Below are 21,216 nucleotides of genomic sequence, written 5' to 3'. Positions count from 1 at the left end.
CCGCTCGCGAGGCGAAGTACATGCGGCTGCACGCATGCGCACCGGGCGCGGCCGCGGCCATTCAGGCTGCGCGCGCAGCTTCAGCGCGCTTTCATGCGCACGTGGTCTTCAGCAAAACGTCCTGGGCGGCCGCGAGCTCGCGAAACGCCTCGGCGCTGCCGCCCATATCCGGATGCATCAGCTTGGCGGCGCGACGGAAGGCACCGTGGATCTCGGCACCGGAGAGCGGACCGTCGATCGGCAGACCCAGCAGCTTGCGGGCATGCTGGTCGGGGCTGAGCGGCTTCGGCTTGATGCCGCGGCGGCCGAAACGCGGCGCCGTCAGCTCGATCAGCACGTCGAGCACGACGAGGAGGCGCCGCCGGGCCGCGTCATCCGTCCCATCATCGGTCAGAGACGTCGCCGCCGCACGGAAGATCGGCAGGGCCTGGCTCGCAGCCTGCCGCAAGGTCAGCTCGGAACTGTCGCGCGCGATCTGAGAGACCAGCTCGGCGGCCTCGTGCCAGTCGATCTCAGGCGCCTGCAGGAGCCGTTCGAGCGCGAATTTGTACGATGTGGCTGATGTGGTCGCGGCCATAGCGGCGGCACACTGGCGTGAGGTCCGCGGCTTGCCAAGCGTCGGCTGGTGCGGCCGTTAATTTTGGATTTCGCCCCGGAGCGCGCCGAAATGCGTCGGCGATTTCGCCATATCGTGGCAATTTCGAGATTTTTCCCGTTTTCCGTGCATTGACCGGCCCACATTAAGGTCCTGTTAACCTTGTCGGACCACGGTGTTTTACGGGCTGGGTGTTCAGTTGGGTCTCGATGTTTTCCGCGCCGATGCCGCGGAGCGTTGATCGGGAGGAGTAATGTCACACGAATTCACACAGCATGCCGCAAGCCCATTTACCGTCGAGTCCGGCTCGATCATGCCGGAGGCCCGGCCCGCGACCTCGGTCGTTCCGCTACTGATCGGAACGCCGCTGTCGGAGGTCGAGCGCGAATTGATCGTGCAGACGCTTGCACGCTGCAACGGTAACCGCACCCATGCCGCCAGACTGCTCGGCATGCCCGTGCGCACCTTGCGGAACAAGATCAGGGTCTTTGTCGCCGATGGCGTCGAAGTGCCCGCCTACGGGGCGTAATCCCCTGGTGTGGAATGCCGGACATTCGCCTCAGAGCGCGCGGCGCCGTAAACAGCGCCGCGCGACGACGGCGACCATGACGGCCGCCGCGATCAGCGCGACCTGGGCGGCCATCAGTTCGATGGTGCGCAGCACGAAAGCGATCTCGACCGCCCACGAGGGCTGCACCTCATCTGCGTAACCGACGGGCACGATATCGGGCACAAGCAGCCGCTCGGCCGCAAACGCCACGCCGAAGATGATCACGGCGAGCCCGACCAGTCGCCACCCCGCCTGCATTGCGTGCCCCTGCTTCCGAACCGGCGCTTCATCTCATGACATCCGCGCGAGCGGCCGATTGATGTTGATCAATCAGGGCGGGCCGGCGCGCGCAATTGCTGGCTTCGTTGTGCGTCTGCTAGGCTCGCGTGCGAATCAGGAGCTGTACGCGTGGCGCGAAATCCGGCGAGTCGGAGATATCAGGGGCCTGCGGGTCCACGAGGACCGCAAGGGCAGCCAGGACGACGCGGACCGGATGGACAGCGCGGCAAGCCGGGGCCGGACGGCAAGCCCGGCCTGCAAGGCAAGCCCGGCCCTCAGGGACCGCGCGGCGAAGCTGGGCCTCCCGGCAAGCCGGGCCCGATCGGACCGCAAGGGTCGGCCGGTCCCCAAGGACCGCGCGGCGAGCAGGGTCCGCCGGGGACGCTGCCGACGATCGATCAGATCATGCCGTGGCTGCATCAACTGTTCGAGGCCTACGAAGAGTACAAGCGGACGCACGATCGCGAGGCCCATGAGCGCGACGTTGCGCAGCTTGCCGTGCGCGACATCTTTGCAGCCACCGAACATGATGATGCGCTCGAAGATGCCTTCGAGGACGACGATCCGCACCTCGAGAACGAGCCGCCTCACAAGAAGAAAAAAGACAAGAAAAAGAAAAAGCACAAGAAGCATCGACACGACGACGATGCGTTGTGAGATCGCGACGCCGGCCCCGCCGATCTCGGTCCGCTGATCCGCCCAAAGCGCCAGTGTCCGCTCCCTTGTCAGCGGCCGGCGAATCTCGCTTGCGATCGTTCCTTTGCCTTGGCGGCCTCCGTGGCCCGATCGCGCGGCGGCGCCTGGGTGTGCAGCGAGGCGAGCAGCCGCCGCGCCACGTCCGAGACCTCATGCACGGCCAGCTCGAATGCCGCCTCATTGGCCTGCGAGGGCTTATTGAAGCCGGACAGCTTGCGGACGAATTGCAGTGCCGAGGCGTGGATCTCGTCCTCCGTCGCCGGCGGCTCGAAATTGAACAGCGTCTTGATGTTCCGGCACATTCGGTTCCTCCGCTCGTATGGTTCCCACAGTCGAACACATCGGCCACCTGAGGCCATTTTGGTCTACAATGGCAGGCATTACACCAGACCATCAGCATGAAGAAAGCGAGCCCATCGATGACACACGTGACCTATCGGATCGTCGAGCATGACGGCGGTTGGGCCTATACGGTCGACGGCGCCTTTTCAGAGAGTTTTCCGTCCCATGCTGAGGCGCTCGCCGCTGCCAAGCGCGCTGCTGCGGAGCAGCGCATGCCAGGCCGGACCGAAGCGATCGAATACGAGACTGCGGACGGGAAATGGCACAGCGAAACGGCATCGGGCGAAGACCGTCCCGAGACCGAGGTCGAGGACCGGCCATAAATCGTGCTTTCGGCTGCCTGACGGTTCCGTGCTAATCTGGGGCAACGCACGCCACCAGAGCGCGCGGATCCGGGGAGACGAACATGACACGATCGATGATCGCCGCCGCGACGGCGTTGCTGCTGAGCGCGATGGCGGCGCAGGCCGACGACTATCCGGCACCGAAGGAAGGCGACTTCGTCGCCCGCGATTTCAAGTTTCACACCGGCGAGACCCTGCCGGAGCTGCGGCTGCATTATGTGACCGTGGGCGAGCCGACCGGCCAGCCGGTGCTGGTGCTGCATGGCACAGGCGGCTCAGCCGCGAGCATGCTGACACCGGCCTTTGCCGGCGAGCTGTTCGGCAAGGATCAACCGATCGACGCGTCGAAATATTACATCATCATTCCCGACAGCATCGGCCACGGCAAATCGTCAAAACCATCCGATGGGCTGAAGACAAAGTTTCCGGCTTACGACTATGCCGACATGGTCGATGCGCATTATCGGCTGCTCACCGAAGGACTGCGGATCAAGCATCTCAGGCTGGTGATCGGCAATTCGATGGGCGGCATGCACAGCTGGATCTGGGGCACGCGCCACCCTGATTTCATGGATGCGTTGGCGCCGATGGCGTCCCAGCCGACCGAGATGGCCGCGCGCAACTGGATGCTACGGAAGATCATGCTGGACACGATCCGCAACGATCCCGACTACAACGGCGGCAACTACACGGCGCAGCCGCGCATGATGAAATATGCGATCACGGCCTATGGCATTGCGTCGGCGGGCGGGACGCTGGCCTATCAGACGCTGGCGCCGACGGCCGCAAAGGCCGACAAGATGGAGGAGGAGCGGCTCGCCGCGCCGCTGCCGACCGATGCCAACGACTTCATCTACCAATGGGAGTCGTCGCACGACTACAATCCGTCGCCGGACCTCGACAAGATCGAGGCGCGCGTGCTGCTGATCAATTCGGCCGATGATGAGCGCAATCCGCCGGAGACTGGCGTCACCGCGGAGGCCATGAAGCGCGTCAAGAACGGCCGGATCTATCTGATCCCCGCCTCGACCGAGACGCGGGGCCATCTCACGACGGGATCTGCGAAGTTCTACATCGAGCCATTGCGCGAGCTGCTCGCGACCGCGCCGCAGCGGGCGGAGTGACATTTTCGACGGAGGCTGCCATGCTGAGATTCTCGCAGGCCGCGCTGCTGATATGCCTGGTGGCGCTGGGAACGGCAGCCTTCGCCTTCGACAATGGCCAATTCGACAACGTGCCACCGGATATCCGCTCCTGGTTCAAGAGCATGATCGCTCCGAACGGTGTTCCCTGCTGCGACATCGCCGACGGCCATCGCACGGACTACGAAGTGCGCGATGGCACCTACTGGGTTCCGATCGAGGGACAATGGATGCAGGTTCCCGAGCGCGCCGTCATCCGCGACCGCGGCAATCCGATCGGTGAGGCCGTGGTGTGGTACGTGCACCATCGCGGCGGCATCGTCATCAGCTGCTTCGTCCCCGCAGACGCGGTATGACGACGATGAGTGTCTTGCACGTCGGCGGCGCGCTGCTAGCTTTTGTGGATCATTATGCTTCGGAGGTGGACATTGCCTGATCTCGTCGCTGCGGATCTTGCCGCGATCTTTCCCGAACCCAGCGCACGCGTGATCGCGAAAGCGCGGCCTGCGCTCGACGTGCACAGCAAGAAATTCATCGCGATGTCGCCGTTCTGCGTGCTCGCGACGTCAGGTTCGGACGGCAGTGTGGACGCGTCGCCGCGCGGCGGCCATCCGGGGTTCGTTCATATCGACGGCGACAGCCGGCTGTTGATGCCGGACCGCCCCGGCAACAATCGCATCGACAGCTTCAACAACATCGCCGCGGGCTCCGGCCAGCTGCAGCTGATCTTCTTTGTTCCTGGCATCAACGAAATGCTGCGGGTCGGCGGCCGGGGCTCGCTGACCACGGCGCCGGAGCTGCTTGCTGCGATGGTGGAGTTCGGCAAGCCGCCGCGCGTGGTGCTGAGCATCGCCGTCGAGCAGGCCTATTTCCACTGCGGCAAGGCGATCATGCGCTCGAAACTATGGTTGCAGGAGACCCAGGTCGAGCGCTCCGCGATGCCGAGCATCAGCGAGATCATCCACGACCAGACCAGCCTCGGCGAACCCGAACCGCAGGACACCGTCGACGCCCGCTACCGGACTCAACTGTGAGATATCGGCCGCGACGGCTTGGCCGTCGGCTGTAGCAAGACATGACGATCGTCCCGCCGTGTCGTGAATGAATGCGTGTGACGGCCGGGGCAGGCCCGGCCATCACAAACCCACCCGACCATTACAGACCCTAGGAGTGCTCGGCTTCGAGACCGCCGACGTGCTTCTGGGTGTAGAGCTCGAGGCCGATCCGGCCGATCAGGTCGAGTTGCGTCTCGAGGAAGTCGATGTGGTGCTCTTCGTCCTTCATCAGATCCTCGAACAGATCACGCGTCACGTAGTCCTTGACCCCGTGGCAATAGGTCGCGGCTTCCTGATAAAGCGCGCGCGCCGCAACCTCAGCGGCGAGATCGCACTCGATGATCTCCTTCACGTTCTGGCCGATCCGCAAGGGGTCCAGCACCTGCATGTTCGGGAAGCCGTCCAGGAAGATGATGCGGTCGGTGAAGCGGTCCGCGTGATTCATCTCCTCGATCGATTCCTTGCGCCAGACCTTGGCCATCTCCAAGAGACCCCAGTTCTGCAGCAGCCGGTAATGCAGCCAATATTGGTTGATGGCCGTCAGCTCGCTCCGCAGCCCCTTGTTGAGATATTCGATGACCTTTGGGTCGCCCTGCATTGATGTGCTCCGAAAGTTAGACGCCGCGGCTCGCTCCATAACAGGTTCGTCGGACCGAGACGACCCCGTTCGTGCGTCTTCAACGCGAAAGGATGGGTTGAGGGCAGGTTTGAGGCTCGGGCGGACCGACCTCGTTCAGCAGGCGGCCAGGGCGAAACGGCTCTGAACGTCTTCAACGGAGCTGGCCGCCGAATGGGCATGATCCTGGCGGTGCTGGCAGCCGACGTTGCAGGCGCGTGCACAGGGACCCAGCGCTTCGTCAATGATCGTCTTGATGGTGCGCGCGCAGCGGCCGCATTCCGCGCTGCAGCCGAGGCAGCCGTAAACCTGCTTGGGACTGCGCGGCAGTTCGTCCGCCGTTTTCACGGCTTGGCGGATGTCGTGGTCACTGATGACGTTGCAGGAGCAGACAATCATTGAAACGGCCAATCTCGAAGATGCCACTCATCGATAGTGATCCGTGCCGCCTGGCGCAAAGGCAAAACACGTCTTTTGAAGCGATTCCAAACTGCCAACGCAACCTAGAATGAATCTAAGCAAGGCCTGTTGTTATAGATCAAACAAGCAGCGGCCTCCGTTGGAGGCCGGAAATCGATACCATCGCTGCGCACCCGCCCCCTTGTCTGGGCTGCTCCGGAATGACGGCATTGCGACGACGCGGCAAGACTGGTCCAGGTCATGGGGATTTGCCGCCGAGGTTTGGGGGCTAGTCGCCACCGCCATCTCCGCCGCCGCCTCCATCTCCTCCCCCGCCGTCGCTACCACCGTCCGAGCCGCCGCCATCGATCGGGTTACCCATGCTGTCGGTAGCGGAATGACTGAACCAGCCTCCCAGGCTGAAGCCACTGTCCGACGACGAGCCTCCGTCAGAGCTGGATGTATCGCCGCCAGCCCGCCGCCGGGCCCGTTGTCGGTCTGCCCGCACGATCAGGACGTAGCAAAATACCGAGGTCAATCCGACGGCGACAACGACGCTCATGGCGCTGGTCATGCTCTGTCCCGGCCTGCCCCTGGCATTCCAAACGCCATGATCGAACCAATTCCGACTCTGGGTCGTCCTATGGAGGACGCCCGTTCATTGAACATTCAAGCAGAATGTGGAAGTTTGCCTCCGGGACGGTCTTTCCGCCTGAAGACCTGTGAGAAAGGTACGGTCATGAAGAAGACACTCACGGCCCTGGTCGCCACCGCCGCGCTGGCCACTGCGGCCACGGCACCTGCGCCGGCCCAAGCCGGAGGTGGTCGCGTTGCCGCGGGCGTCGCCGCCGGACTGATCGGTGGCGCGATCGTGGGCGGCGCCATTGCCGCCGGCAGCAGCCCCTATTACTACGGCCCAGGCTATTACGCGCCAGGCCCCTATTATTACGGGGGCGGTCCCGCCTATGTCGCAGATCCCGGTTACGCCTGCTATTGGCAGCGGCAGCGCTTCTGGGACGGCTATGTCTGGCGCGTGCGGCGCGTCCGGGTGTGCGAGTGACCGTTCACCTTCATTAAATCGCTGGGGGTTCGCCGGATTTCGGATAGCGTCCTGTGTGATGGCGCAAAATTACCGTTTTTCCGGCGCACCTAGCCGCCGAAGTTTACGATCGGTTGACAGATTCGCGTGTTTTCTTGCGAAATTGCCAATCCCTGGTCGAGCGTGTGAGTCACTCTAACCCGGCGCCGTATCGGCGCCTCCTCGAGGAGATCGCGGAAGATGAAGATGATCCTGACCGCCGTGGTGGCGGTTGCCACTATCGCCGGTTCGATGACCGTGACCGCGCCTGCTGCCAAGGCTGGCGACGTCGGCGCGGGTGTTGCGGCCGGCCTGATCGGCGGCGCGCTGATCGGCGGTGCTATCGCCTCGAGCCGTCCCGCCTATGGCGGGCCCGTCTATGTCGAGGCTCCGCCTCCGGCCCCTCCGCCGTGCTACTGGCGCCGTGAACGCTATTGGGACGGTTACGGCTGGGTCGTGCGTCCGGTTCGCGTCTGCTACTGATCTTTCGACGATCGCACACGATCGCGTCCAGAAACCCGGCCTCGACGGCCGGGTTTTTGCTATCCAGCACTCTAGTGCGCCGCGCTGATCGCCTGGAGCACCGCCTCGCTCGGCCAGCAATCCACTTTCAGACCTGCAGATTTCTGGAACGCACCCAGCGCGGCACGAGTCTGCATGCCGGCCTTGCCGTCCAGCCTGTCCTTGTAGAGACCGAGCCGGGTGAGCCCCTTCTGCATCGCCTCGACATCCCTGGTGCGCAGCTGCTCGGATGCGGCCCAGGGCGTCGCGAACGGCAGCGGGCTCGTCATGCGGTCGGCGAGATGGCCAACGAACAGCACATACAGGTCGGAGAAATTGTATTCCTTGATGACGAAGTAGTTCGGCGTGGTCAGGAAGGCTGGGCCGTAGATGCCCTCCGGCTGCAGCAGCGAGGCCGGCTGGGCCTGCTCCGCCGCGCTGAGCCTTAGCCCGCGCACCGGCACGAAGCCCGCGCGCAGCCAGTCGCCGATCGGCTTCTGCACCTCAGGCACGCCCGTCGTGCAGTCGACATTGGCCGGCGCCTTCACCTCGTAGGCCCAGCGCAATCCGCTCTGCCAGCCCTTGTTGACGAGCTGCTGCGCGGCGGACCCCAGCGCATCCGGCACCGAATGCCAGAGATCGACCTTGCCGTCGCCATCGAGATCGACGCCGTGCTTGTAATATTCCGACGGCAGGAACTGGGTGAGGCCGACCGCACCGCCCCAGGATGCGCGCAGATCCGCACGCTTGACCACACCATCGCTGAGCATCTTCAGCGCCAGGATGAACTCGTTGCGATACTGGTCCTTGCGGCGACCGACATAGGCCTGCGTGGCCAACACGCGCAGCGCGTCGTAGGGCAGCGTGTAGCGGCCGAAGTCGGTCTCCCGGCCCCAGATCGCGAGCACGACCGGCGCCGGCACGCCGAAGCGACGTTCGATCTCGGACAGCGCGGGACGATATTGCTGCATCAGCTTCTGGCCGTAGGCCGCGAGCCGCGCAATCGAGGCTTCCTTGATGTAGTCGGCCGGCACCTGCACGAACTCGGCCTGAGCGGGTGCGCCGGTCGCGGGACGACCGGGCAGCAGCAGGTCCGGCAGCTTGTAGTCGGGCTCGAGCCCGCGCGTCTCGGCCTCGAAGCTCGCGCGCGACACGCCTTGCGCCTGCGCCTCCGTCCAAAGCGACGCGACGAATTGCGTGAAGGCGGCGTCGGCGGCGTGGGCGGCCGGCGCGCTCCATATGGCAGCAATGGCAACGGCGATGAGCGCCACGCCCCTCATCGAGGATTCACCGCGTCAGCTTCTTGTACTTCACGCGGTGCGGAATGATGCTGTCCTGACCGAGCCGGCGCATCTTGTCCTTTTCGTAGTCCTGGAAATTGCCTTCGAACCATTCGACATGGCTGTCGCCCTCGAAGGCCAGCATGTGGGTCGCGATGCGGTCGAGGAACCAGCGATCGTGGCTGATGATAACAGCGCAGCCGGCGAAATCCTCCAGCGCCTCTTCCAGCGCGCGAAGCGTGTCGACGTCGAGATCGTTGGTCGGCTCGTCGAGCAGCAGCACGTTGGCGCCGGACTTCAACATCTTGGCGAGATGCACGCGGTTGCGTTCGCCGCCCGACAGCGCGCCGACCTTCTTCTGTTGGTCCGCACCCTTGAAGTTGAACGCCGAGCAATAGCCGCGCGAATTGACCTCACGCTTGCCCAGCAGGATCAGCTCGTTGCCGCCGGAGATCTCTTCCCACACGGTCTTGCTGCCGTCGAGCGCATCGCGCGACTGGTCGACATAGCCGAGATGCACGGAGTCGCCGATCGTGATCGTGCCGGCGTCCGGCTTCTCCTGCCCGGTGATCATGCGAAACAGCGTGGTCTTGCCGGCGCCGTTCGGACCGATCACGCCGACGATGCCACCGGGCGGCAGCTTGAAGGTGAGATTGTCGATCAGCATGCGATCGCCAAAGCTCTTGCTGAGCCCCTGAAAGTCGACGACGTTCTGGCCGAGCCGCTCGGCGACGGGAATAATGATCTGCGCCGTCTGAGTCTGCTTCTCGCTGGCCTTCTTGAGCAGTTCCTCGTAGCGCTGATAGCGCGCCTTGGACTTGGCCTGGCGCGCCTTCGGTGAAGCCGCGATCCATTCTTGCTCGCGCGCCAGCGTGCGCTGATGTGCGGCCTCCTCGCGGCCCTCCTGCTCCAGCCGCTTCTGCTTCTGCACCAGCCAGGACGAGTAGTTGCCCTCGTAGGGAATGCCCTTGCCGCGGTCGAGCTCGAGAATCCAGCTCGTGACATTGTCGAGGAAGTAGCGATCGTGGGTCACGATCAGGATCGCGCCGGGATAGTTGCGCAGGTGGCCTTCGAGCCAGGACACCGACTCGGCGTCGAGATGGTTGGTCGGTTCGTCCAGGAGCAGCAGCTCGGGCTGGTCCAGCAGCAACCGGCACAGCGCGACGCGGCGGCGCTCACCGCCGGAGAGCTTGGTGACATCTGCATCATCGGGCGGGCAGCGCAACGCATCCATGGCCTGGTCGACCTTGCTGTCGAGATCCCAGAGGCCCTGCGCCTCGATCTCGTCCTGCAGCTTGGTCATTTCGTCGGCGGTCTCTTCCGAGTAATTGACGGCGAGCTCGTTGTAGCGGTCCAGGATCGCCTTCTGCTTGGCGACGCCTCGCATCACATTTTCGCGCACGGTGAGCTGGGAATCGAGTTGCGGCTCCTGCTCAAGATAGCCGACGCGCGCGCCTTCGGCGACCCAGGCCTCACCGGTGTAGTCCTTGTCGATCCCGGCCATGATCTTGAGCAGGGTCGACTTGCCGGCGCCGTTGACGCCGAGCACGCCGATCTTGGCGTCCGGGTAGAACGACAAATGGATGTTATCGAGCACCTTACGGGTCGGATAGGCCTTGGACAGACCCTGCATGAAATAGACGAACTGGCGCGCCATCGCGTGTCCTTGGAAACCGTTGGATTTGCGGAAAAATGTTGCCGCTGATGTAGCTGTGCCGCTGCCAAAGGGCAACCGCGAGGCGGCGATTGGGCGGGACAAATACGGGACAATGGCGGCGTCTTGCCACCCTCCCGCGACCCACGGACGACTACGGGATCTCAACCATAGTGCGGTCAGTCACGACAATTGAAACCATCTTTTAATCAATTGGGCGGGAAACTCGAACCTGGCGCGCAGGAACGCGCGTCCAAACGGCAATAAGCCGGGATCGAGAACAGCGAGAGCCCGTCATGGCGACCCTTACGTCAGTCTCCCTGCCCTCTGGGGCGGTCAAGCGGATCGAACCGCAGTCCGGCATCATGGCCGAGATCAAGAACTTCTGGCGCGCTTTCCTGGCCCAGGCATTCAACCCCTACCGGCCGGAATTGCACTATATGCGCGGCCCTGGTCCGGCCTGGCACGCGAAATACGGCAACAGCGCCGCTTTCCGCCTGAAAACCGATCTGGACTGAGCTTTCCTGCTTGGCGTGCATCCCTGACGTGGATGCTTGCGCAGCCCCTGTTTGCGCGCGACCATGGTGTCCGTTCCGGCGACCTTTCCGCCGCTGTTCCAACGATGAATGGACCTGTGCCGATGACGCGGCTGCGCTGTGCGATCCTTGACGACTATTACGATACAGCTCTTTCCCTGGCCGATTGGCCAAAGCTCGGCGATCGCGTTGACGTGACCGCCTTCACGCACCCCTTCACGTCCGAACTGGCTGCCGCCAGTGCGCTCGCCGATGTCGACATCATCTGCGCGATGCGGGAGCGCACGCCGTTTCCGCGCTCGCTGGTCGAGGCGCTACCGAAGCTGAAACTGCTGATCACCTCGGGGATGCGCAATGCGGCCATGGACATGGAAGCCGCGAAGGCGCGCGGCGTGACCGTCTGCGGCACGCAATATGGTCGCGATCCCACCGCGCACCTGACGATGGGGCTGATCCTGGAGCTGACTCGCAAGATCGGTCAGGAGAATGCGCGGATGCACGCTGGCGAGCCCTGGCAGAAGCTCGGCGGGACTGAGATCGAGGGCAAGACGCTCGGCGTGATCGGCCTTGGCAAGCTCGGTACCAAGGTCGCAGGCCTCGCCAAGGCGTTCGGCATGAACGTGATCGCCTGGAGCCCGAACCTGACGCCGGCGCGCTGCGCTGAAGCCGGCGTCGGCTACGCGACCAAGGAGGAGCTGTTTGCGACCGCCGACATCATCACGATCCATGTGGTCTTGAGCGATCGCTCGCGCGGTCTCGTCGGGGCCGCGGACATCGCGCGGATGAAGCCGACGGCCTACCTCGTCAACACCGCCCGCGCTCCGATCGTCGACGAGGCCGCGCTGCTGCAGGCGCTGCAACAGAAGCGGATCGCAGGTGCCGCGCTCGACGTATTCTCAAGCGAGCCGCTGCCGGTCGATCATCCGCTCCGCAAGCTCGACAACGCCGTGCTGACGCCGCATCTCGGCTACGTGACCGAGGAGAGCTTCCGCGCACATTACGGCCAGATGGTCGAGTGCATCGAGGCCTGGCTCAAGGGCATCGAGCCGCCCCGGCGGCTGGCGTAGCAACGGGCCCTGCAAGCGCACAAAACAAAACACCCTCCCGATCAGGAGGGTGTTTGCATAGTCGGGAACTAGATCGACCTCAGCGGATCGTGACCGCCGGCGGCAGCGGCTGCACGGCGGCCGGCTGAGTGCCGGGGACCGCCTGAGCTTGCACCGGCGCCCCAGGAGCGCCAGGAACCGGCGCAGCCGAGGCCGTGGCGGTCCCGCCTCCGGCGGGCGACGGACCGCCCGGCAGCACGACCACGCGGGTGCCGACCTTGACTCGGTCGAACAGGTCGGACACGTCATCGTTCAGCATGCCGATGCAGCCTGAGGACACGAACTTGCCAATCGTTGAGGGCTGATTGGTGCCGTGGATGCGATAGACCGTCGAACCCAGATACATCGCACGTGCCCCCAGTGGATTACCCGGGCCGCCGGCCATAAAGCGCGGCAGATAAGGCTGGCGCTCGATCATCTCGCTCGGCGGATACCAATCCGGCCATTCCTTCTTGCGTGAGATCTTCTGCACGCCGGTCCAGGTGAAGCCGTCGCGGCCGACACGGACGCCGTAGCGCATCGCCCGCCCGTTGCCGAGCACGAGGTAAAGATAAGTGTGCGGCGTATCGACGACGATGGTGCCAGGCGGCTCCTTGGTGACGAAGTCGACCTCCTGACGGCGCAGGTTCGCCGGCAGCTCAGCCGGCGCCGCGTCGGGCTGCTCCTCAGGCGGAAGGGCAGCGACCGTCATCGGTCGGTTGTCGGGCGTTCCAGCGCCGGACGGGGTCCCGGTCGCAACGGCACCACCGACCCCCTCGGGCGGCCGCGGAGCACCGACGTCCCCATTCGGGGCGCTATTGCCATAGACGCCGCCATAGGGCTGCGCGCCGGCCGGGCGGTCGGCATAAATCACCGGCGGCGGACCGGCAGGACGGCCGTAACGCGGATCATCCGGGGACATCACCGGTCCGGTCGGAGCGGCGCTATAGGCCGGTGCATTGGCCGGGCGGCCATAGCGGGGATCGTCGGGCGACATTACAGGCCCGGTCGGGGCAGCGCCGTAAACCGCGGGCCGGCCATAGCGCGGGTCGTCGGGAGACACCACCGGACCGGGCGGCGGCAATGCAGTCCCGTTGGCGTCGGCTTCCTCGTCATCGACGGCGTCGAAATCAGGCCGCTGACCACGGGGGTCCACCGGGTAGGGAGTCGGAGCCGGAGAGTAAGCGCCGGGTGCTGTCTGATAAACCTGCTGCGCTTCGGCATGCGAAACGACCGCCGCGCCCGCCGCCGCGACAGCGCAAATCGTCAGGATCTGTCTGATCATCATTGCCCTTGCAAAATCCCCAAGCCGACCGGGGCTCTTGCGCGCCAAATTGCCGAAGATAGCGGCGCATTCAAGACAATTCCGGCCAGCGCGGTCCAATTCGGCGAATTGTGATCGCTGTTCCGTCGTTGCATGGAAGTCTCACGCCTCCGAAAAAGTCATTTTGGCCGTCTTTGACGGCCTTGCCGGCCTTCGATTTCACAGGCGAGGCAGGTCGCCTGCGATATTGTGGTTACAGCCTGATTCGCGATGCGACGGCCGGCCGGCCCGATCGTGAACGCGGCCATCCCTGTGATCACCGCGTTCCCGCTCTCTCGAAGGTCTCGGCGCCCATCGCCGAGGCGAGAGTTCCCGTCAATGCTCCCCGGCTTTCGTTTCCTGTTCGGCGCGATCGTCTTTTCTCTGTCCATTCTCGTCTTCGGCCTCGGCGCCGCAGCATTGCTGCGAGCGGCCCATGAGCAATTCGCCAGCAACACCACATGGCGCGCAGCACCTACGACAGGCTTCAACACCTTCCTACCGCAGCCTGATCAGCCGGTGCTGGCTGTCTTGCAGGTCGACCCGAGGCCGTCAGAGCCAATCCCGGCCCCGCCCGCGGCGGTCGAAGCGCCCGGCAAGGCTGCAGAAGACAGCGGCGACGCCGTCGCCCCAGCTGGCCGCGCCGCCGCCGAACGGGACGGCTTGTCCGTGGACACCGCCAAAGCTGTCCAGGTTGTTCCCGAAGCGGCGGTCCCAGCGCCTGAGGTGGTGACAGCGGAGGCTGGGCCAATGCCGGCTCCGACGGCCACCGCTCAAGCCGACATCGCAAGCGTCGAGCATGCGACCACCGATGTCACTGATAATGCCGCCGCTGTTCCGCCTTTGGCGGTGACGGGCGACACGAAGTCCCGCGACATGGCGGCCACCCAGGTAGCCGACGCAACGCCGGCTCCGACACAACCCGACACGACCGCAGCCACCAGCTCGCGCGTCGACAGCGCCGAGCCAGTAAGCAGCGCAATCGCGACGCCGCCTTCGCCAGCGTCGATGCAGCCGACGCCAAAGACACCAGATCCGATCGCGATAAAAATCGCGTCACTCGAGGACCAGCCCGCAATCGGCGAGAAGCAGCCCGCTGCTGGCGAGAACGAGCAGAAGGCCTCCGTGAAGGTCGCGAGCGTGCAGCTGCACCGGAGCGTGGTGAAGAAGCGGATCGCTAGGGAGCGGCTGGCGGCACGGCGTGCCAAACAGCAGCGCCTTCTCGCGCAGCGGGCGCGCGTGGCACGGCAGGCCGCGATCGCCCGGCAACAGCAGCTGGCTGCCGATCCGTTCGCGCAGCAACCGCCCTTCGGTCAGCCACCGGCCTTTCCTCAGCAGCCGGGCTTTGGTCAACAGGCCGCATTTGGGCAGCAGCCTGCGATACAGCGGACCCGGTAAGCCCGCAGCCCGCCGATCACGCCGGTCCGGTCGCGATCGGCGGGCCGGCCTCGAGCCCCCATTCGGACCACGAGCCGTCATACAGCGCAGTGTCCCGGATACCTAACCGGTAGAGCGCAAGCGTCAGCACCGCAGCCGATACGCCGGAGCCGCACGAGGTCACGATCGGCTTGGCGAGGTCGACGCCGGCCTGCGAGAAAGCCGCGCGCAACTGATCGAGCGGCTTCATCACGCCGGTCTCGGCATCGAACAGTTCGGCATAGGGCAGATTGCGGCTGCCGGGGATATGACCGGAGCGCAGGCCCGGGCGCGGCTCGGGCACGCCGCCGGCGAAACGCGGCGCCTGCCGCGCATCGATCACCTGCTCTGTCCGGCGATCGAGATTCGCGATCATCTGCTCGATCTTGCGGACGCGGGCTTCGTCGAACCGCGCGGTGAAACTGGCGGGCTTCGGCGTCACCCCTCCACTTTCGACCGGGCGTCCCTCCGCCATCCACCTCTTCAAGCCGCCGTCGAGCACACGCACGTCGCGGTGGCCGAACGACAGGAACATCCACCAGGCGCGCGGACCCGCGACCCAGCCGCCGGCATCGTAGATCACGACCGTGTCGCCGTTGCCGATGCCGAGGCGGCCAACATCGCGGCCGAACTGTTCGGCGCTCGGGAACATGTGCGGCAGCGAACTCGAATGATCGGCGACCTCGTCGACATCGAAGAAGACGGCGCCCGGGATATGCGCCTTCAGATAGTCATCCTTCGGCAGCGGCAGCACGCCCGGCATCTTGAAGGTGGCGTCGAGAACTTTCACCTTGGGATCGCCGAGATGCGCAGCAAGCCAGTCGGTGGAGACGAGCGGATCATCGGGGATAGTCATTGGACCAGGACTCCAGCGTCACGTTCGATCGTCATCGCCGGATTTGATCCGGCCATCCATCTTCTTGAAGCGATGGACACGCGGGTCAAGCCCCCGTGTGACAGGTGTCATCAATCCTTCTTCTTCGGCTCCCATTTCTCCACCGGCCCGCCGGCGTCACGCCAGGCGGCGAAGCCGCCGCCGATATGGGCGACCGGCTTCAGTCCCATGTCCTGCGCGGTCTTGGCCGCGAGGGCGGAGCGTAAGCCGCCGGCGCAATGGAAGATGAAGGTCTTATCCTGCTGGAAGATCGGCTTGGCGTAAGGGCTCTGCGGATCGATCCAGAACTCCAGCATGCCGCGCGTGCAGGAAAAAGCACCGGGGATCCGTCCCTCGCGTTCGATCTCGCGGGGATCCCTGATGTCGACGATCACGACATCGTCGCGCTTGGCGGCCTCGATTGCCTGCGTCGCGCTCAGTGTTTCGATCTCGGCATTGGCCTCGTCGAGCAGCGCCTTGATGCCGCGGGTGATGGTCTGGGGCATTTCTTTTCCTCGTCTCGGCGCGTCGTCGCTTTTTGTCTGGTCATTCTGGTCATTCCGGGGCGGTCGCGGCAGCGACCGAACCCGGAATCCCGTTCGTGCAAGCCAATTTCGAGATTCCGGGTTCGCGCCCTCTGGGCGCGCCCCGGAATGACCACGTCGCAATCAGCGCACCAGTTCCTTCATCGCGCCCTCCAGGCCCTCGATCGTGATCGGATACATGCGCTCGGAGAAGATGCGGCGGATGATGGTGGTGGATTCCGAATAGTCCCAATGCTTCTGCGCCACCGGATTGAGCCACACCGTGTGCGGGTAGGTGCGGATGATCCGCTCCAGCCAGAGCGAGCCCGGCTCCTCGTTGACATGCTCGACCGAACCGCCGGGCACCATGATCTCGTAGGGGCTCATCGAGGCGTCGCCGACGAACACGACCTTGTAGTCGTGCGGGTATTTGTGCAGCACGTCCCAGGTCGGTGTCCGGTCGGTAAAGCGGCGCCTGTTCTGCTTCCACACGCCCTCGTAGAGGCAGTTGTGGAAGTAGAAATATTCCATGTGCTTGAATTCGCTCTTGGCGGCCGAGAACAGCTCTTCGACCTGCGCGACATGGGAATCCATCGAGCCGCCGATATCGAAGAACACCAGGACCTTCACCGCATTGCGCCGCTCGGGCCGCATATGCACATCGAGATAGCCGTGATTGGCGGTCTCGCGGATGGTGGTGTCGAGATCGAGCTCGTCGGGCGCGCCGGTGCGGGCAAATTTGCGCAACCGCCGCAGCGCCACCTTGATGTTGCGGATGCCGAGCTCGACATTGCCGTCGAGATCCTTGAACTCGCGGCGATCCCATACCTTCACCGCGCGGTTGTTGCGGTTCTTCTCCTGGCCGATCCGGATGCCTTCCGGGTTATAGCCATAGGCACCGAACGGCGAGGTGCCTGCGGTGCCGATCCACTTGCTGCCGCCCTGGTGACGGCCTTTCTGCTCTTCCAGGCGCTTGCGCAGTGTCTCCATGAGCTTGTCCCAGCCCATGGCCTCGATCTGCTTCTTCTCCTCCTCGGTGAGGTATTTTTCCGCAAGCTTCTTCAGCCATTCCTCGGGGATCTCCGCCTTCTCCATCGCATCCAAGAGGCTCTCCAGCCCCTTGAAAACGGTGCCGAAGACGCGATCGAATTTGTCGAGATTGCGCTCGTCCTTCACCAGCGCGGCGCGCGACAAATAATAGAAGTTCTCGACCGACTGCTCGGCAAGGTCGGCGTCGATAGCCTCCATCAGCGTGAGATATTCACGCAAGGAGACCGGGACCTGCGCCTCGCGCAGTGCTGTAAAGAATTGCAGGAACATGCCCATTAGATCGCCCGCCTCCGGGGACACGTCAAGGGCCGCCGGAACCCGGCGCACTGGACCGGCCGGCTTTTTGCTCTACAATCGATGGAACAGAGTTCTGAATGGGGGCTTCCTATGAGTCTACTCGCGGCAATCATCATCGGCGCCGTCGCCGGCTGGCTGGCCGGCCTGATCGTGCGCGGGGCCGGGTTCGGGCTGATCGGCAATATCGTGATCGGCATCATCGGCGCGCTGGTCGCCAGTTATGTGCTGCCCGCGCTGCACATTGATCTGGCAAGCGGCACCTTGGGCGCCATCCTCGACGCCACCATAGGCGCCGTGATCGTGCTGGTGATCCTCTCGCTGATCCGGCGCGCTTGATTATTCCTCGCTGCAATGGCAGCCATCCCTCAATGCCGCGCGGCGGAAGCGCCGCGTAGCGACTCAACGCAAGTAACAAGAACAGGCAACGCTCGATGAAATTTACCGGTACCCAGGACTACGTCGCCACCGATGACCTCAAAGTGGCCGTCAACGCGGCGATCGTGCTCGAGCGGCCACTGCTGGTGAAGGGCGAGCCGGGGACCGGCAAGACCGTATTGGCGGAAGAGGTTGCCAAGGCGGTGAATGCACCGCTGCTGACCTGGCACATCAAGTCGACCACCAAGGCGCAGCAGGGCCTCTACGAATACGACGCCGTGTCGCGGCTGCGCGACAGCCAGCTCGGCGACTCCAGAGTGTCCGACATCAAAAACTACATCAAGCGCGGCAAGCTGTGGGACGCCTTCACGGCCGAGCAGCGCCCCGTGCTGCTGATCGACGAGATCGACAAGGCCGATATCGAATTCCCCAACGACCTCCTGCTCGAGCTCGACCGGATGGAATTCCACGTCTACGAGACCGGCGAAACCATCAAGGCCAAGCTGCGTCCGATCGTCATCATCACCTCCAACAACGAGAAGGAGCTGCCGGACGCCTTCCTCCGCCGCTGCTTCTTCCACTACATCAAGTTTCCCGATGCAGAGACGATGGGCCGCATCGTCGACGTGCACTTCCCCAGCATCAAAAAGCGGCTGGTCGAGGAAGCCCTGCGCATCTTCTTCGAGGTGCGCGAGGTGCCGGGCTTGAAGAAGAAGCCGTCCACGTCGGAGCTCCTGGACTGGCTCAAGCTGCTGCTCAACGAGGATATCGGCCCCGAGCAGCTGCGCGAGCGGGACCCGCGCAAGCTGATCCCGCCGCTGCACGGCGCGCTTCTGAAGAACGAGCAGGACGTGCACCTGTTCGAGCGGCTGGCGTTCCTGAGCCGCAGAGAGGTGTGAGTTACTGGGCAACGCTCCCTCCAGCATCATTGCGAGCGGAACGAAGCATCTTCGCACCGAGGCTGGGCAGGCCCGCGTCACGTGACGGACGCGAGCCGATCGATGGGCCCGACGGTCGTGCCGATCGGGCAGACGCTGTCATTGCGCCGGACAACCGCCGGTGCATTTGCCGCTGGCATCGAACTCCATGGTCTTGCCGCTGAGCGGCAGATACACCGGCACGTGCACCGCAGCCTTGAAGGCGGCCGTCTTGGTGTTCGGCAGCAGCTTGCCGTCCTTGGTCGCCGCCTCGTTCGCATGCGACGGGATCACCGCAGCGGGCTTGACCAGATCGTTGATGACATAGGCCGCGGTCGCAGGCCCCGTCGTGAACACGTCGCCGATGTTCAGCACCGCGAGCTTGGCCTGGAATTCGCGGCGAATGACGGCCTCCTGATCGGCGATCACGCCGGTATCGCCCGACAGATAGACCGTGAGCCCACTGGAGAAACGCAGCACATAACCGCCGGCCGGCCCGAGATCGGCGGTCAGGCCGTTGGCCTGCATCTGCTTGGCAAGATCGCCGCTCAGAAATGCTGGACTAACACCATTGCTGTGGGCCGCCGGCACGCTCCAGATCGAGACCCCGCCAAGCTTGTTCATGGCGCCGAACCGCAAGGTGACGACCTGGGCCTTGTCGCCGCCGGCCGCCGGAATCCGGACGCCGAAAAAGCTGTTCATCTCGCCGCCGACAAAGAACTTGGCCTTCTTCGCGACCACGACCTTCTCGGTGTTAGAGCCCGGTGTATCCGTGACGTCGAAATCGGGCTTGCCGCAGTCGCCGGCATTCGCCTTTGACGCATGGATGTCGCCGAGATGATCGCCGTGGGCATGGCTGAGCAGCACGCCGTCGATCTTGCCCAGCCGCGGATCGTCGGCGCCGCGGACGGTGCGCCCTGCGTCGTAGAGAATCCGCGTGCCATCGGGGTCCTCGAAGATCATGGCCCGGTCGAGGGCGCAGAATTCGCCGTCGTGGCTGCCCAGCGGCGTGATCTTCACGTTGGCCGCAAGCGCCGGTTGCACGGCAAGCCCCATCAGGCCGCAAAGCGCCGTCATCAGCAAGGTTGTGCGCATCATGATCTTCCCCAGATTTTGCCGCCGCGCTCGCTAGCGTCTTTAGGGCGCGGCACGGGCGTTGTTACCCCGGCTTTCTTATCAAAGTAGTACGTCAGCCTTGAACAAAACTGCGAGACCGCCGGCAAACGTACCACTGTTGCGATCAGCGCCTCCGTGACGGTCGCGCTTATCAACACAGGCTCCCGGAGCGGCGGAAGTGTTGCAGCATCTCGGTCAGCGCGTCGCCGACGGCGCTCAACTCCTCGAAATGGATCTTCGACAGCTTGCGCAGCCGGCGCTCCCCTTCCGCCGTCAGCCGAACCAGGCTGCGCCGCCGATCGTCGGGATCGGCGAGGCGCACGATGAGTCCGAGCCTGCTCATGCGGTCCACGAGCTCGACCGCCGTGTGATGTCGAATGAGGAGGAGCTTCGCCAGTTCGCCGACCGACACCGGCTTGTCCTTTGAAAATCCCTTGATCGACAGCAAGGCCTGGTGCTGCTGCGGCGTCAGCCGCTCCTTGCGCGCGGCGCTCTCGCTGAACGCCACGAACTTCCGCAGCTCGTAGCGGAATTGTGCGAGCGCCCGATAGTCGACATCCCGAACCTCGTCCGCCGCGCGCGACGCCTGTGCCTTCGCCGGCTGCCGGGTCCTGGTTCGGGAAATCGCCATCCTGCCCTCGATCTCGGAGTGTCGCGCCGACCAACCACAAATCGCGGATGCGCGAAAGACCGAGGGCCGGCTGGCCACCGCTCAAGCCCAGGCTGAGGCTGAAGATGGGCTCACCCGAAGGATGCTGGCCAAAATATATCGTGATCCGATATATTGCGCCGCGACATGGTTCATTGCAGCGCCAAGCCTCGGCCAGGCTGGCGCCGAAGGAGATGATATGGATCGGCTGCGTTCTGCCGGCGCTCGCGCGCGTCTTGGCGACTTCACCACCGACAAGCGCGTCTTGGTTCTCGTCGCCATGGCCTTGATCGTCGGCGCCGGCGGCGTCGCCGCCGCCTGGGTGCTGCTGAAAGCTATCGCGCTCGTCACTAATCTCGTCTGGTTCCAGACGATCAGCACGGCGAACATCTCGCTTGCCGGCGCGAAACCTAACTGGTGGATGGTGGCCGCGCCCATCCTGGGTGGACTGGTGATCGGGCTGATGGCGCGTTTCGGCTCGGAAAAGATCCGCGGCCACGGCATTCCCGAGGCGATCGAAGCGATCCTGATCGGCGAAAGCCG

At 64.4% G+C, this 21,216-nt stretch carries 26 protein-coding genes and 1 pseudogene; 14 read left to right on the top strand and 13 right to left on the bottom strand.

Going from position 1 to position 21,216, the window contains the following annotated elements; all coding sequences use genetic code 11:
- Nucleotides 1–91: 91 nt before the first annotated feature.
- The gene (locus tag BRAS3843_RS28710) at nucleotides 92–577 is read right to left on the bottom strand and encodes a J domain-containing protein (protein WP_008972643.1); all 486 of its coding nucleotides are present in this window, start codon (nucleotides 575–577) and stop codon (nucleotides 92–94) included.
- A gap of 271 nt (nucleotides 578–848) precedes the next feature.
- On the opposite strand from BRAS3843_RS28710, the gene BRAS3843_RS28705 reads away from it, so the two are divergent.
- Nucleotides 849–1,124, top strand: a complete 276-nt coding sequence (locus tag BRAS3843_RS28705) for a helix-turn-helix domain-containing protein (protein WP_008972642.1) — start codon at nucleotides 849–851, stop codon at nucleotides 1,122–1,124.
- 30 nt (nucleotides 1,125–1,154) lie between these two features.
- On the opposite strand, the gene BRAS3843_RS28700 is transcribed toward BRAS3843_RS28705, so the two are convergent.
- Complete coding sequence (locus BRAS3843_RS28700) at nucleotides 1,155–1,403, bottom strand: hypothetical protein (RefSeq protein WP_008972641.1); 249 nt, start codon at nucleotides 1,401–1,403, stop codon at nucleotides 1,155–1,157.
- Between the two features lie 150 nt (nucleotides 1,404–1,553).
- Between BRAS3843_RS28700 and BRAS3843_RS28695 the strand changes: the two genes are divergently transcribed.
- Complete coding sequence (locus BRAS3843_RS28695; RefSeq protein ID WP_008972640.1) at nucleotides 1,554–2,081, top strand: collagen-like protein; 528 nt, start codon at nucleotides 1,554–1,556, stop codon at nucleotides 2,079–2,081.
- A 68-nt stretch (nucleotides 2,082–2,149) separates the two neighbouring features.
- On the opposite strand, the gene BRAS3843_RS28690 is transcribed toward BRAS3843_RS28695, so the two are convergent.
- On the bottom strand, nucleotides 2,150–2,422 hold the full coding sequence (locus BRAS3843_RS28690) for a DUF2277 domain-containing protein (RefSeq protein ID WP_008972639.1): 273 nt from the start codon (nucleotides 2,420–2,422) through the stop codon (nucleotides 2,150–2,152).
- Between the two features lie 117 nt (nucleotides 2,423–2,539).
- Between BRAS3843_RS28690 and BRAS3843_RS28685 the strand changes: the two genes are divergently transcribed.
- The 4 genes from BRAS3843_RS28685 (at nucleotide 2,540) to BRAS3843_RS28670 (ending at nucleotide 4,982) form a co-directional block, all read left to right on the top strand.
- Entirely contained in the window at nucleotides 2,540–2,785 is a 246-nt protein-coding gene (locus BRAS3843_RS28685) for a DUF2188 domain-containing protein (RefSeq protein ID WP_008972638.1), read from the top strand.
- An 83-nt stretch (nucleotides 2,786–2,868) separates the two neighbouring features.
- Nucleotides 2,869–3,930 carry an alpha/beta fold hydrolase gene (locus BRAS3843_RS28680; protein ID WP_008972637.1) on the top strand — a complete coding sequence of 354 codons (1,062 nt, stop codon included), beginning with the start codon at nucleotides 2,869–2,871 and terminating at the stop codon, nucleotides 3,928–3,930.
- A 20-nt stretch (nucleotides 3,931–3,950) separates the two neighbouring features.
- A complete protein-coding gene (locus tag BRAS3843_RS28675) occupies nucleotides 3,951–4,304 on the top strand; it encodes a hypothetical protein (protein WP_008972636.1) in 354 nt (117 codons plus the stop codon).
- A gap of 72 nt (nucleotides 4,305–4,376) precedes the next feature.
- Nucleotides 4,377–4,982 (top strand): MSMEG_1061 family FMN-dependent PPOX-type flavoprotein, encoded by a 606-nt coding sequence (locus BRAS3843_RS28670; RefSeq protein ID WP_008972635.1) that lies wholly within the window; start codon nucleotides 4,377–4,379, stop codon nucleotides 4,980–4,982.
- A 130-nt stretch (nucleotides 4,983–5,112) separates the two neighbouring features.
- Here BRAS3843_RS28670 and bfr read toward each other — a convergent pair whose 3' ends face one another.
- Together bfr and BRAS3843_RS28660 are read right to left on the bottom strand one after the other, a co-directional pair.
- Nucleotides 5,113–5,601, bottom strand: coding sequence for a bacterioferritin (bfr, locus tag BRAS3843_RS28665; RefSeq protein WP_008972634.1), 489 nt, complete (start codon nucleotides 5,599–5,601; stop codon nucleotides 5,113–5,115).
- Nucleotides 5,602–5,736: 135 nt separating this feature from the next.
- On the bottom strand, nucleotides 5,737–6,018 hold the full coding sequence (locus BRAS3843_RS28660; RefSeq protein ID WP_008972633.1) for a (2Fe-2S)-binding protein: 282 nt from the start codon (nucleotides 6,016–6,018) through the stop codon (nucleotides 5,737–5,739).
- A 739-nt stretch (nucleotides 6,019–6,757) separates the two neighbouring features.
- Here BRAS3843_RS28660 and BRAS3843_RS28650 point away from each other — a divergent pair.
- A complete protein-coding gene (locus BRAS3843_RS28650; protein WP_008972631.1) occupies nucleotides 6,758–7,078 on the top strand; it encodes a hypothetical protein in 321 nt (106 codons plus the stop codon).
- A gap of 219 nt (nucleotides 7,079–7,297) precedes the next feature.
- Complete coding sequence (locus tag BRAS3843_RS28645) at nucleotides 7,298–7,579, top strand: hypothetical protein (RefSeq protein ID WP_008972630.1); 282 nt, start codon at nucleotides 7,298–7,300, stop codon at nucleotides 7,577–7,579.
- Between the two features lie 71 nt (nucleotides 7,580–7,650).
- Here BRAS3843_RS28645 and BRAS3843_RS28640 read toward each other — a convergent pair whose 3' ends face one another.
- Both BRAS3843_RS28640 and ettA read right to left on the bottom strand, forming a co-directional pair.
- Entirely contained in the window at nucleotides 7,651–8,877 is a 1,227-nt protein-coding gene (locus tag BRAS3843_RS28640; RefSeq protein ID WP_008972629.1) for a lytic murein transglycosylase, read from the bottom strand.
- Between the two features lie 7 nt (nucleotides 8,878–8,884).
- Nucleotides 8,885–10,534, bottom strand: a complete 1,650-nt coding sequence (ettA, locus tag BRAS3843_RS28635; RefSeq protein ID WP_008972628.1) for an energy-dependent translational throttle protein EttA — start codon at nucleotides 10,532–10,534, stop codon at nucleotides 8,885–8,887.
- Nucleotides 10,535–10,827: 293 nt separating this feature from the next.
- Here ettA and BRAS3843_RS28630 point away from each other — a divergent pair, with 293 nt between their 5' ends.
- Together BRAS3843_RS28630 and BRAS3843_RS28625 are read left to right on the top strand one after the other, a co-directional pair.
- On the top strand, nucleotides 10,828–11,049 hold the full coding sequence (locus BRAS3843_RS28630) for a hypothetical protein (protein ID WP_008972627.1): 222 nt from the start codon (nucleotides 10,828–10,830) through the stop codon (nucleotides 11,047–11,049).
- 122 nt (nucleotides 11,050–11,171) lie between these two features.
- The gene (locus tag BRAS3843_RS28625) at nucleotides 11,172–12,134 is read left to right on the top strand and encodes a D-2-hydroxyacid dehydrogenase family protein (protein WP_008972626.1); all 963 of its coding nucleotides are present in this window, start codon (nucleotides 11,172–11,174) and stop codon (nucleotides 12,132–12,134) included.
- A 79-nt stretch (nucleotides 12,135–12,213) separates the two neighbouring features.
- Here the strand turns inward: BRAS3843_RS28625 and BRAS3843_RS28620 are convergent, their stop codons facing one another.
- Nucleotides 12,214–13,440, bottom strand: coding sequence for a L,D-transpeptidase (locus tag BRAS3843_RS28620; protein ID WP_008972625.1), 1,227 nt, complete (start codon nucleotides 13,438–13,440; stop codon nucleotides 12,214–12,216).
- 354 nt (nucleotides 13,441–13,794) lie between these two features.
- Between BRAS3843_RS28620 and BRAS3843_RS28615 the strand changes: the two genes are divergently transcribed.
- Complete coding sequence (locus BRAS3843_RS28615; protein ID WP_008972624.1) at nucleotides 13,795–14,853, top strand: hypothetical protein; 1,059 nt, start codon at nucleotides 13,795–13,797, stop codon at nucleotides 14,851–14,853.
- Between the two features lie 16 nt (nucleotides 14,854–14,869).
- On the opposite strand, the gene sseA is transcribed toward BRAS3843_RS28615, so the two are convergent.
- The 3 genes from sseA to BRAS3843_RS28600 all read right to left on the bottom strand — a co-directional run bounded on the left by sseA (nucleotide 14,870) and on the right by BRAS3843_RS28600 (nucleotide 17,589).
- Nucleotides 14,870–15,727: a 3-mercaptopyruvate sulfurtransferase gene (gene sseA, locus BRAS3843_RS28610; protein WP_008972623.1), complete on the bottom strand. Its 858-nt coding sequence runs from the start codon at nucleotides 15,725–15,727 to the stop codon at nucleotides 14,870–14,872.
- A 110-nt stretch (nucleotides 15,728–15,837) separates the two neighbouring features.
- On the bottom strand, nucleotides 15,838–16,251 hold the full coding sequence (locus tag BRAS3843_RS28605; protein ID WP_008972622.1) for a rhodanese-like domain-containing protein: 414 nt from the start codon (nucleotides 16,249–16,251) through the stop codon (nucleotides 15,838–15,840).
- A gap of 162 nt (nucleotides 16,252–16,413) precedes the next feature.
- Nucleotides 16,414–17,589, bottom strand: coding sequence for a VWA domain-containing protein (locus tag BRAS3843_RS28600; protein ID WP_008972621.1), 1,176 nt, complete (start codon nucleotides 17,587–17,589; stop codon nucleotides 16,414–16,416).
- A gap of 117 nt (nucleotides 17,590–17,706) precedes the next feature.
- On the opposite strand from BRAS3843_RS28600, the gene BRAS3843_RS28595 reads away from it, so the two are divergent.
- A complete protein-coding gene (locus tag BRAS3843_RS28595) occupies nucleotides 17,707–17,952 on the top strand; it encodes a GlsB/YeaQ/YmgE family stress response membrane protein (protein WP_008972620.1) in 246 nt (81 codons plus the stop codon).
- A gap of 95 nt (nucleotides 17,953–18,047) precedes the next feature.
- The gene (locus BRAS3843_RS28590) at nucleotides 18,048–18,890 is read left to right on the top strand and encodes a MoxR family ATPase (protein ID WP_008972619.1); all 843 of its coding nucleotides are present in this window, start codon (nucleotides 18,048–18,050) and stop codon (nucleotides 18,888–18,890) included.
- Nucleotides 18,891–19,028: 138 nt separating this feature from the next.
- On the opposite strand, the gene BRAS3843_RS28585 is transcribed toward BRAS3843_RS28590, so the two are convergent.
- Together BRAS3843_RS28585 and BRAS3843_RS28580 are read right to left on the bottom strand one after the other, a co-directional pair.
- Complete coding sequence (locus tag BRAS3843_RS28585; RefSeq protein WP_139024996.1) at nucleotides 19,029–20,003, bottom strand: MBL fold metallo-hydrolase; 975 nt, start codon at nucleotides 20,001–20,003, stop codon at nucleotides 19,029–19,031.
- 172 nt (nucleotides 20,004–20,175) lie between these two features.
- On the bottom strand, nucleotides 20,176–20,655 hold the full coding sequence (locus BRAS3843_RS28580) for a MarR family transcriptional regulator (protein WP_008972617.1): 480 nt from the start codon (nucleotides 20,653–20,655) through the stop codon (nucleotides 20,176–20,178).
- A 217-nt stretch (nucleotides 20,656–20,872) separates the two neighbouring features.
- On the opposite strand from BRAS3843_RS28580, the pseudogene BRAS3843_RS28575 reads away from it, so the two are divergent.
- Nucleotides 20,873–21,216: pseudogene (locus BRAS3843_RS28575) on the top strand (chloride channel protein); the annotation flags it as partial.

Origin of the sequence: Bradyrhizobium sp. STM 3843 (assembly GCF_000239815.1) — a bacterium.
Lineage (GTDB): Bacteria > Pseudomonadota > Alphaproteobacteria > Rhizobiales > Xanthobacteraceae > Bradyrhizobium.
Note: the sequence above shows the minus strand (reverse complement) of the source record. Positions and strands in the feature narration are given on the sequence as shown.

Excerpts from the sequence above, each read along its gene's own strand:
- BRAS3843_RS28685 (WP_008972638.1), top strand. The coding sequence starts at position 2,540 with ATGACACACGTGACCTATCGGATCGTCGAGCATGACGGCGGTTGGGCC.
- bfr (WP_008972634.1), bottom strand. The coding sequence starts at position 5,601 with ATGCAGGGCGACCCAAAGGTCATCGAATATCTCAACAAGGGGCTGCGG.
- BRAS3843_RS28680 (WP_008972637.1), top strand. The coding sequence starts at position 2,869 with ATGACACGATCGATGATCGCCGCCGCGACGGCGTTGCTGCTGAGCGCG.
- BRAS3843_RS28700 (WP_008972641.1), bottom strand. The coding sequence starts at position 1,403 with ATGCAGGCGGGGTGGCGACTGGTCGGGCTCGCCGTGATCATCTTCGGC.
- BRAS3843_RS28595 (WP_008972620.1), top strand. The coding sequence starts at position 17,707 with ATGAGTCTACTCGCGGCAATCATCATCGGCGCCGTCGCCGGCTGGCTG.
- BRAS3843_RS28585 (WP_139024996.1), bottom strand. The coding sequence starts at position 20,003 with ATGCGCACAACCTTGCTGATGACGGCGCTTTGCGGCCTGATGGGGCTT.
- BRAS3843_RS28580 (WP_008972617.1), bottom strand. The coding sequence starts at position 20,655 with ATGGCGATTTCCCGAACCAGGACCCGGCAGCCGGCGAAGGCACAGGCG.
- BRAS3843_RS28625 (WP_008972626.1), top strand. The coding sequence starts at position 11,172 with ATGACGCGGCTGCGCTGTGCGATCCTTGACGACTATTACGATACAGCT.
- ettA (WP_008972628.1), bottom strand. The coding sequence starts at position 10,534 with ATGGCGCGCCAGTTCGTCTATTTCATGCAGGGTCTGTCCAAGGCCTAT.
- BRAS3843_RS28600 (WP_008972621.1), bottom strand. The coding sequence starts at position 17,589 with ATGTTCCTGCAATTCTTTACAGCACTGCGCGAGGCGCAGGTCCCGGTC.
- BRAS3843_RS28615 (WP_008972624.1), top strand. The coding sequence starts at position 13,795 with ATGCTCCCCGGCTTTCGTTTCCTGTTCGGCGCGATCGTCTTTTCTCTG.
- sseA (WP_008972623.1), bottom strand. The coding sequence starts at position 15,727 with ATGACTATCCCCGATGATCCGCTCGTCTCCACCGACTGGCTTGCTGCG.
- BRAS3843_RS28710 (WP_008972643.1), bottom strand. The coding sequence starts at position 577 with ATGGCCGCGACCACATCAGCCACATCGTACAAATTCGCGCTCGAACGG.
- BRAS3843_RS28630 (WP_008972627.1), top strand. The coding sequence starts at position 10,828 with ATGGCGACCCTTACGTCAGTCTCCCTGCCCTCTGGGGCGGTCAAGCGG.
- BRAS3843_RS28620 (WP_008972625.1), bottom strand. The coding sequence starts at position 13,440 with ATGATGATCAGACAGATCCTGACGATTTGCGCTGTCGCGGCGGCGGGC.
- BRAS3843_RS28690 (WP_008972639.1), bottom strand. The coding sequence starts at position 2,422 with ATGTGCCGGAACATCAAGACGCTGTTCAATTTCGAGCCGCCGGCGACG.
- BRAS3843_RS28640 (WP_008972629.1), bottom strand. The coding sequence starts at position 8,877 with ATGAGGGGCGTGGCGCTCATCGCCGTTGCCATTGCTGCCATATGGAGC.
- BRAS3843_RS28705 (WP_008972642.1), top strand. The coding sequence starts at position 849 with ATGTCACACGAATTCACACAGCATGCCGCAAGCCCATTTACCGTCGAG.
- BRAS3843_RS28660 (WP_008972633.1), bottom strand. The coding sequence starts at position 6,018 with ATGATTGTCTGCTCCTGCAACGTCATCAGTGACCACGACATCCGCCAA.
- BRAS3843_RS28645 (WP_008972630.1), top strand. The coding sequence starts at position 7,298 with ATGAAGATGATCCTGACCGCCGTGGTGGCGGTTGCCACTATCGCCGGT.
- BRAS3843_RS28675 (WP_008972636.1), top strand. The coding sequence starts at position 3,951 with ATGCTGAGATTCTCGCAGGCCGCGCTGCTGATATGCCTGGTGGCGCTG.
- BRAS3843_RS28605 (WP_008972622.1), bottom strand. The coding sequence starts at position 16,251 with ATGCCCCAGACCATCACCCGCGGCATCAAGGCGCTGCTCGACGAGGCC.
- BRAS3843_RS28650 (WP_008972631.1), top strand. The coding sequence starts at position 6,758 with ATGAAGAAGACACTCACGGCCCTGGTCGCCACCGCCGCGCTGGCCACT.
- BRAS3843_RS28590 (WP_008972619.1), top strand. The coding sequence starts at position 18,048 with ATGAAATTTACCGGTACCCAGGACTACGTCGCCACCGATGACCTCAAA.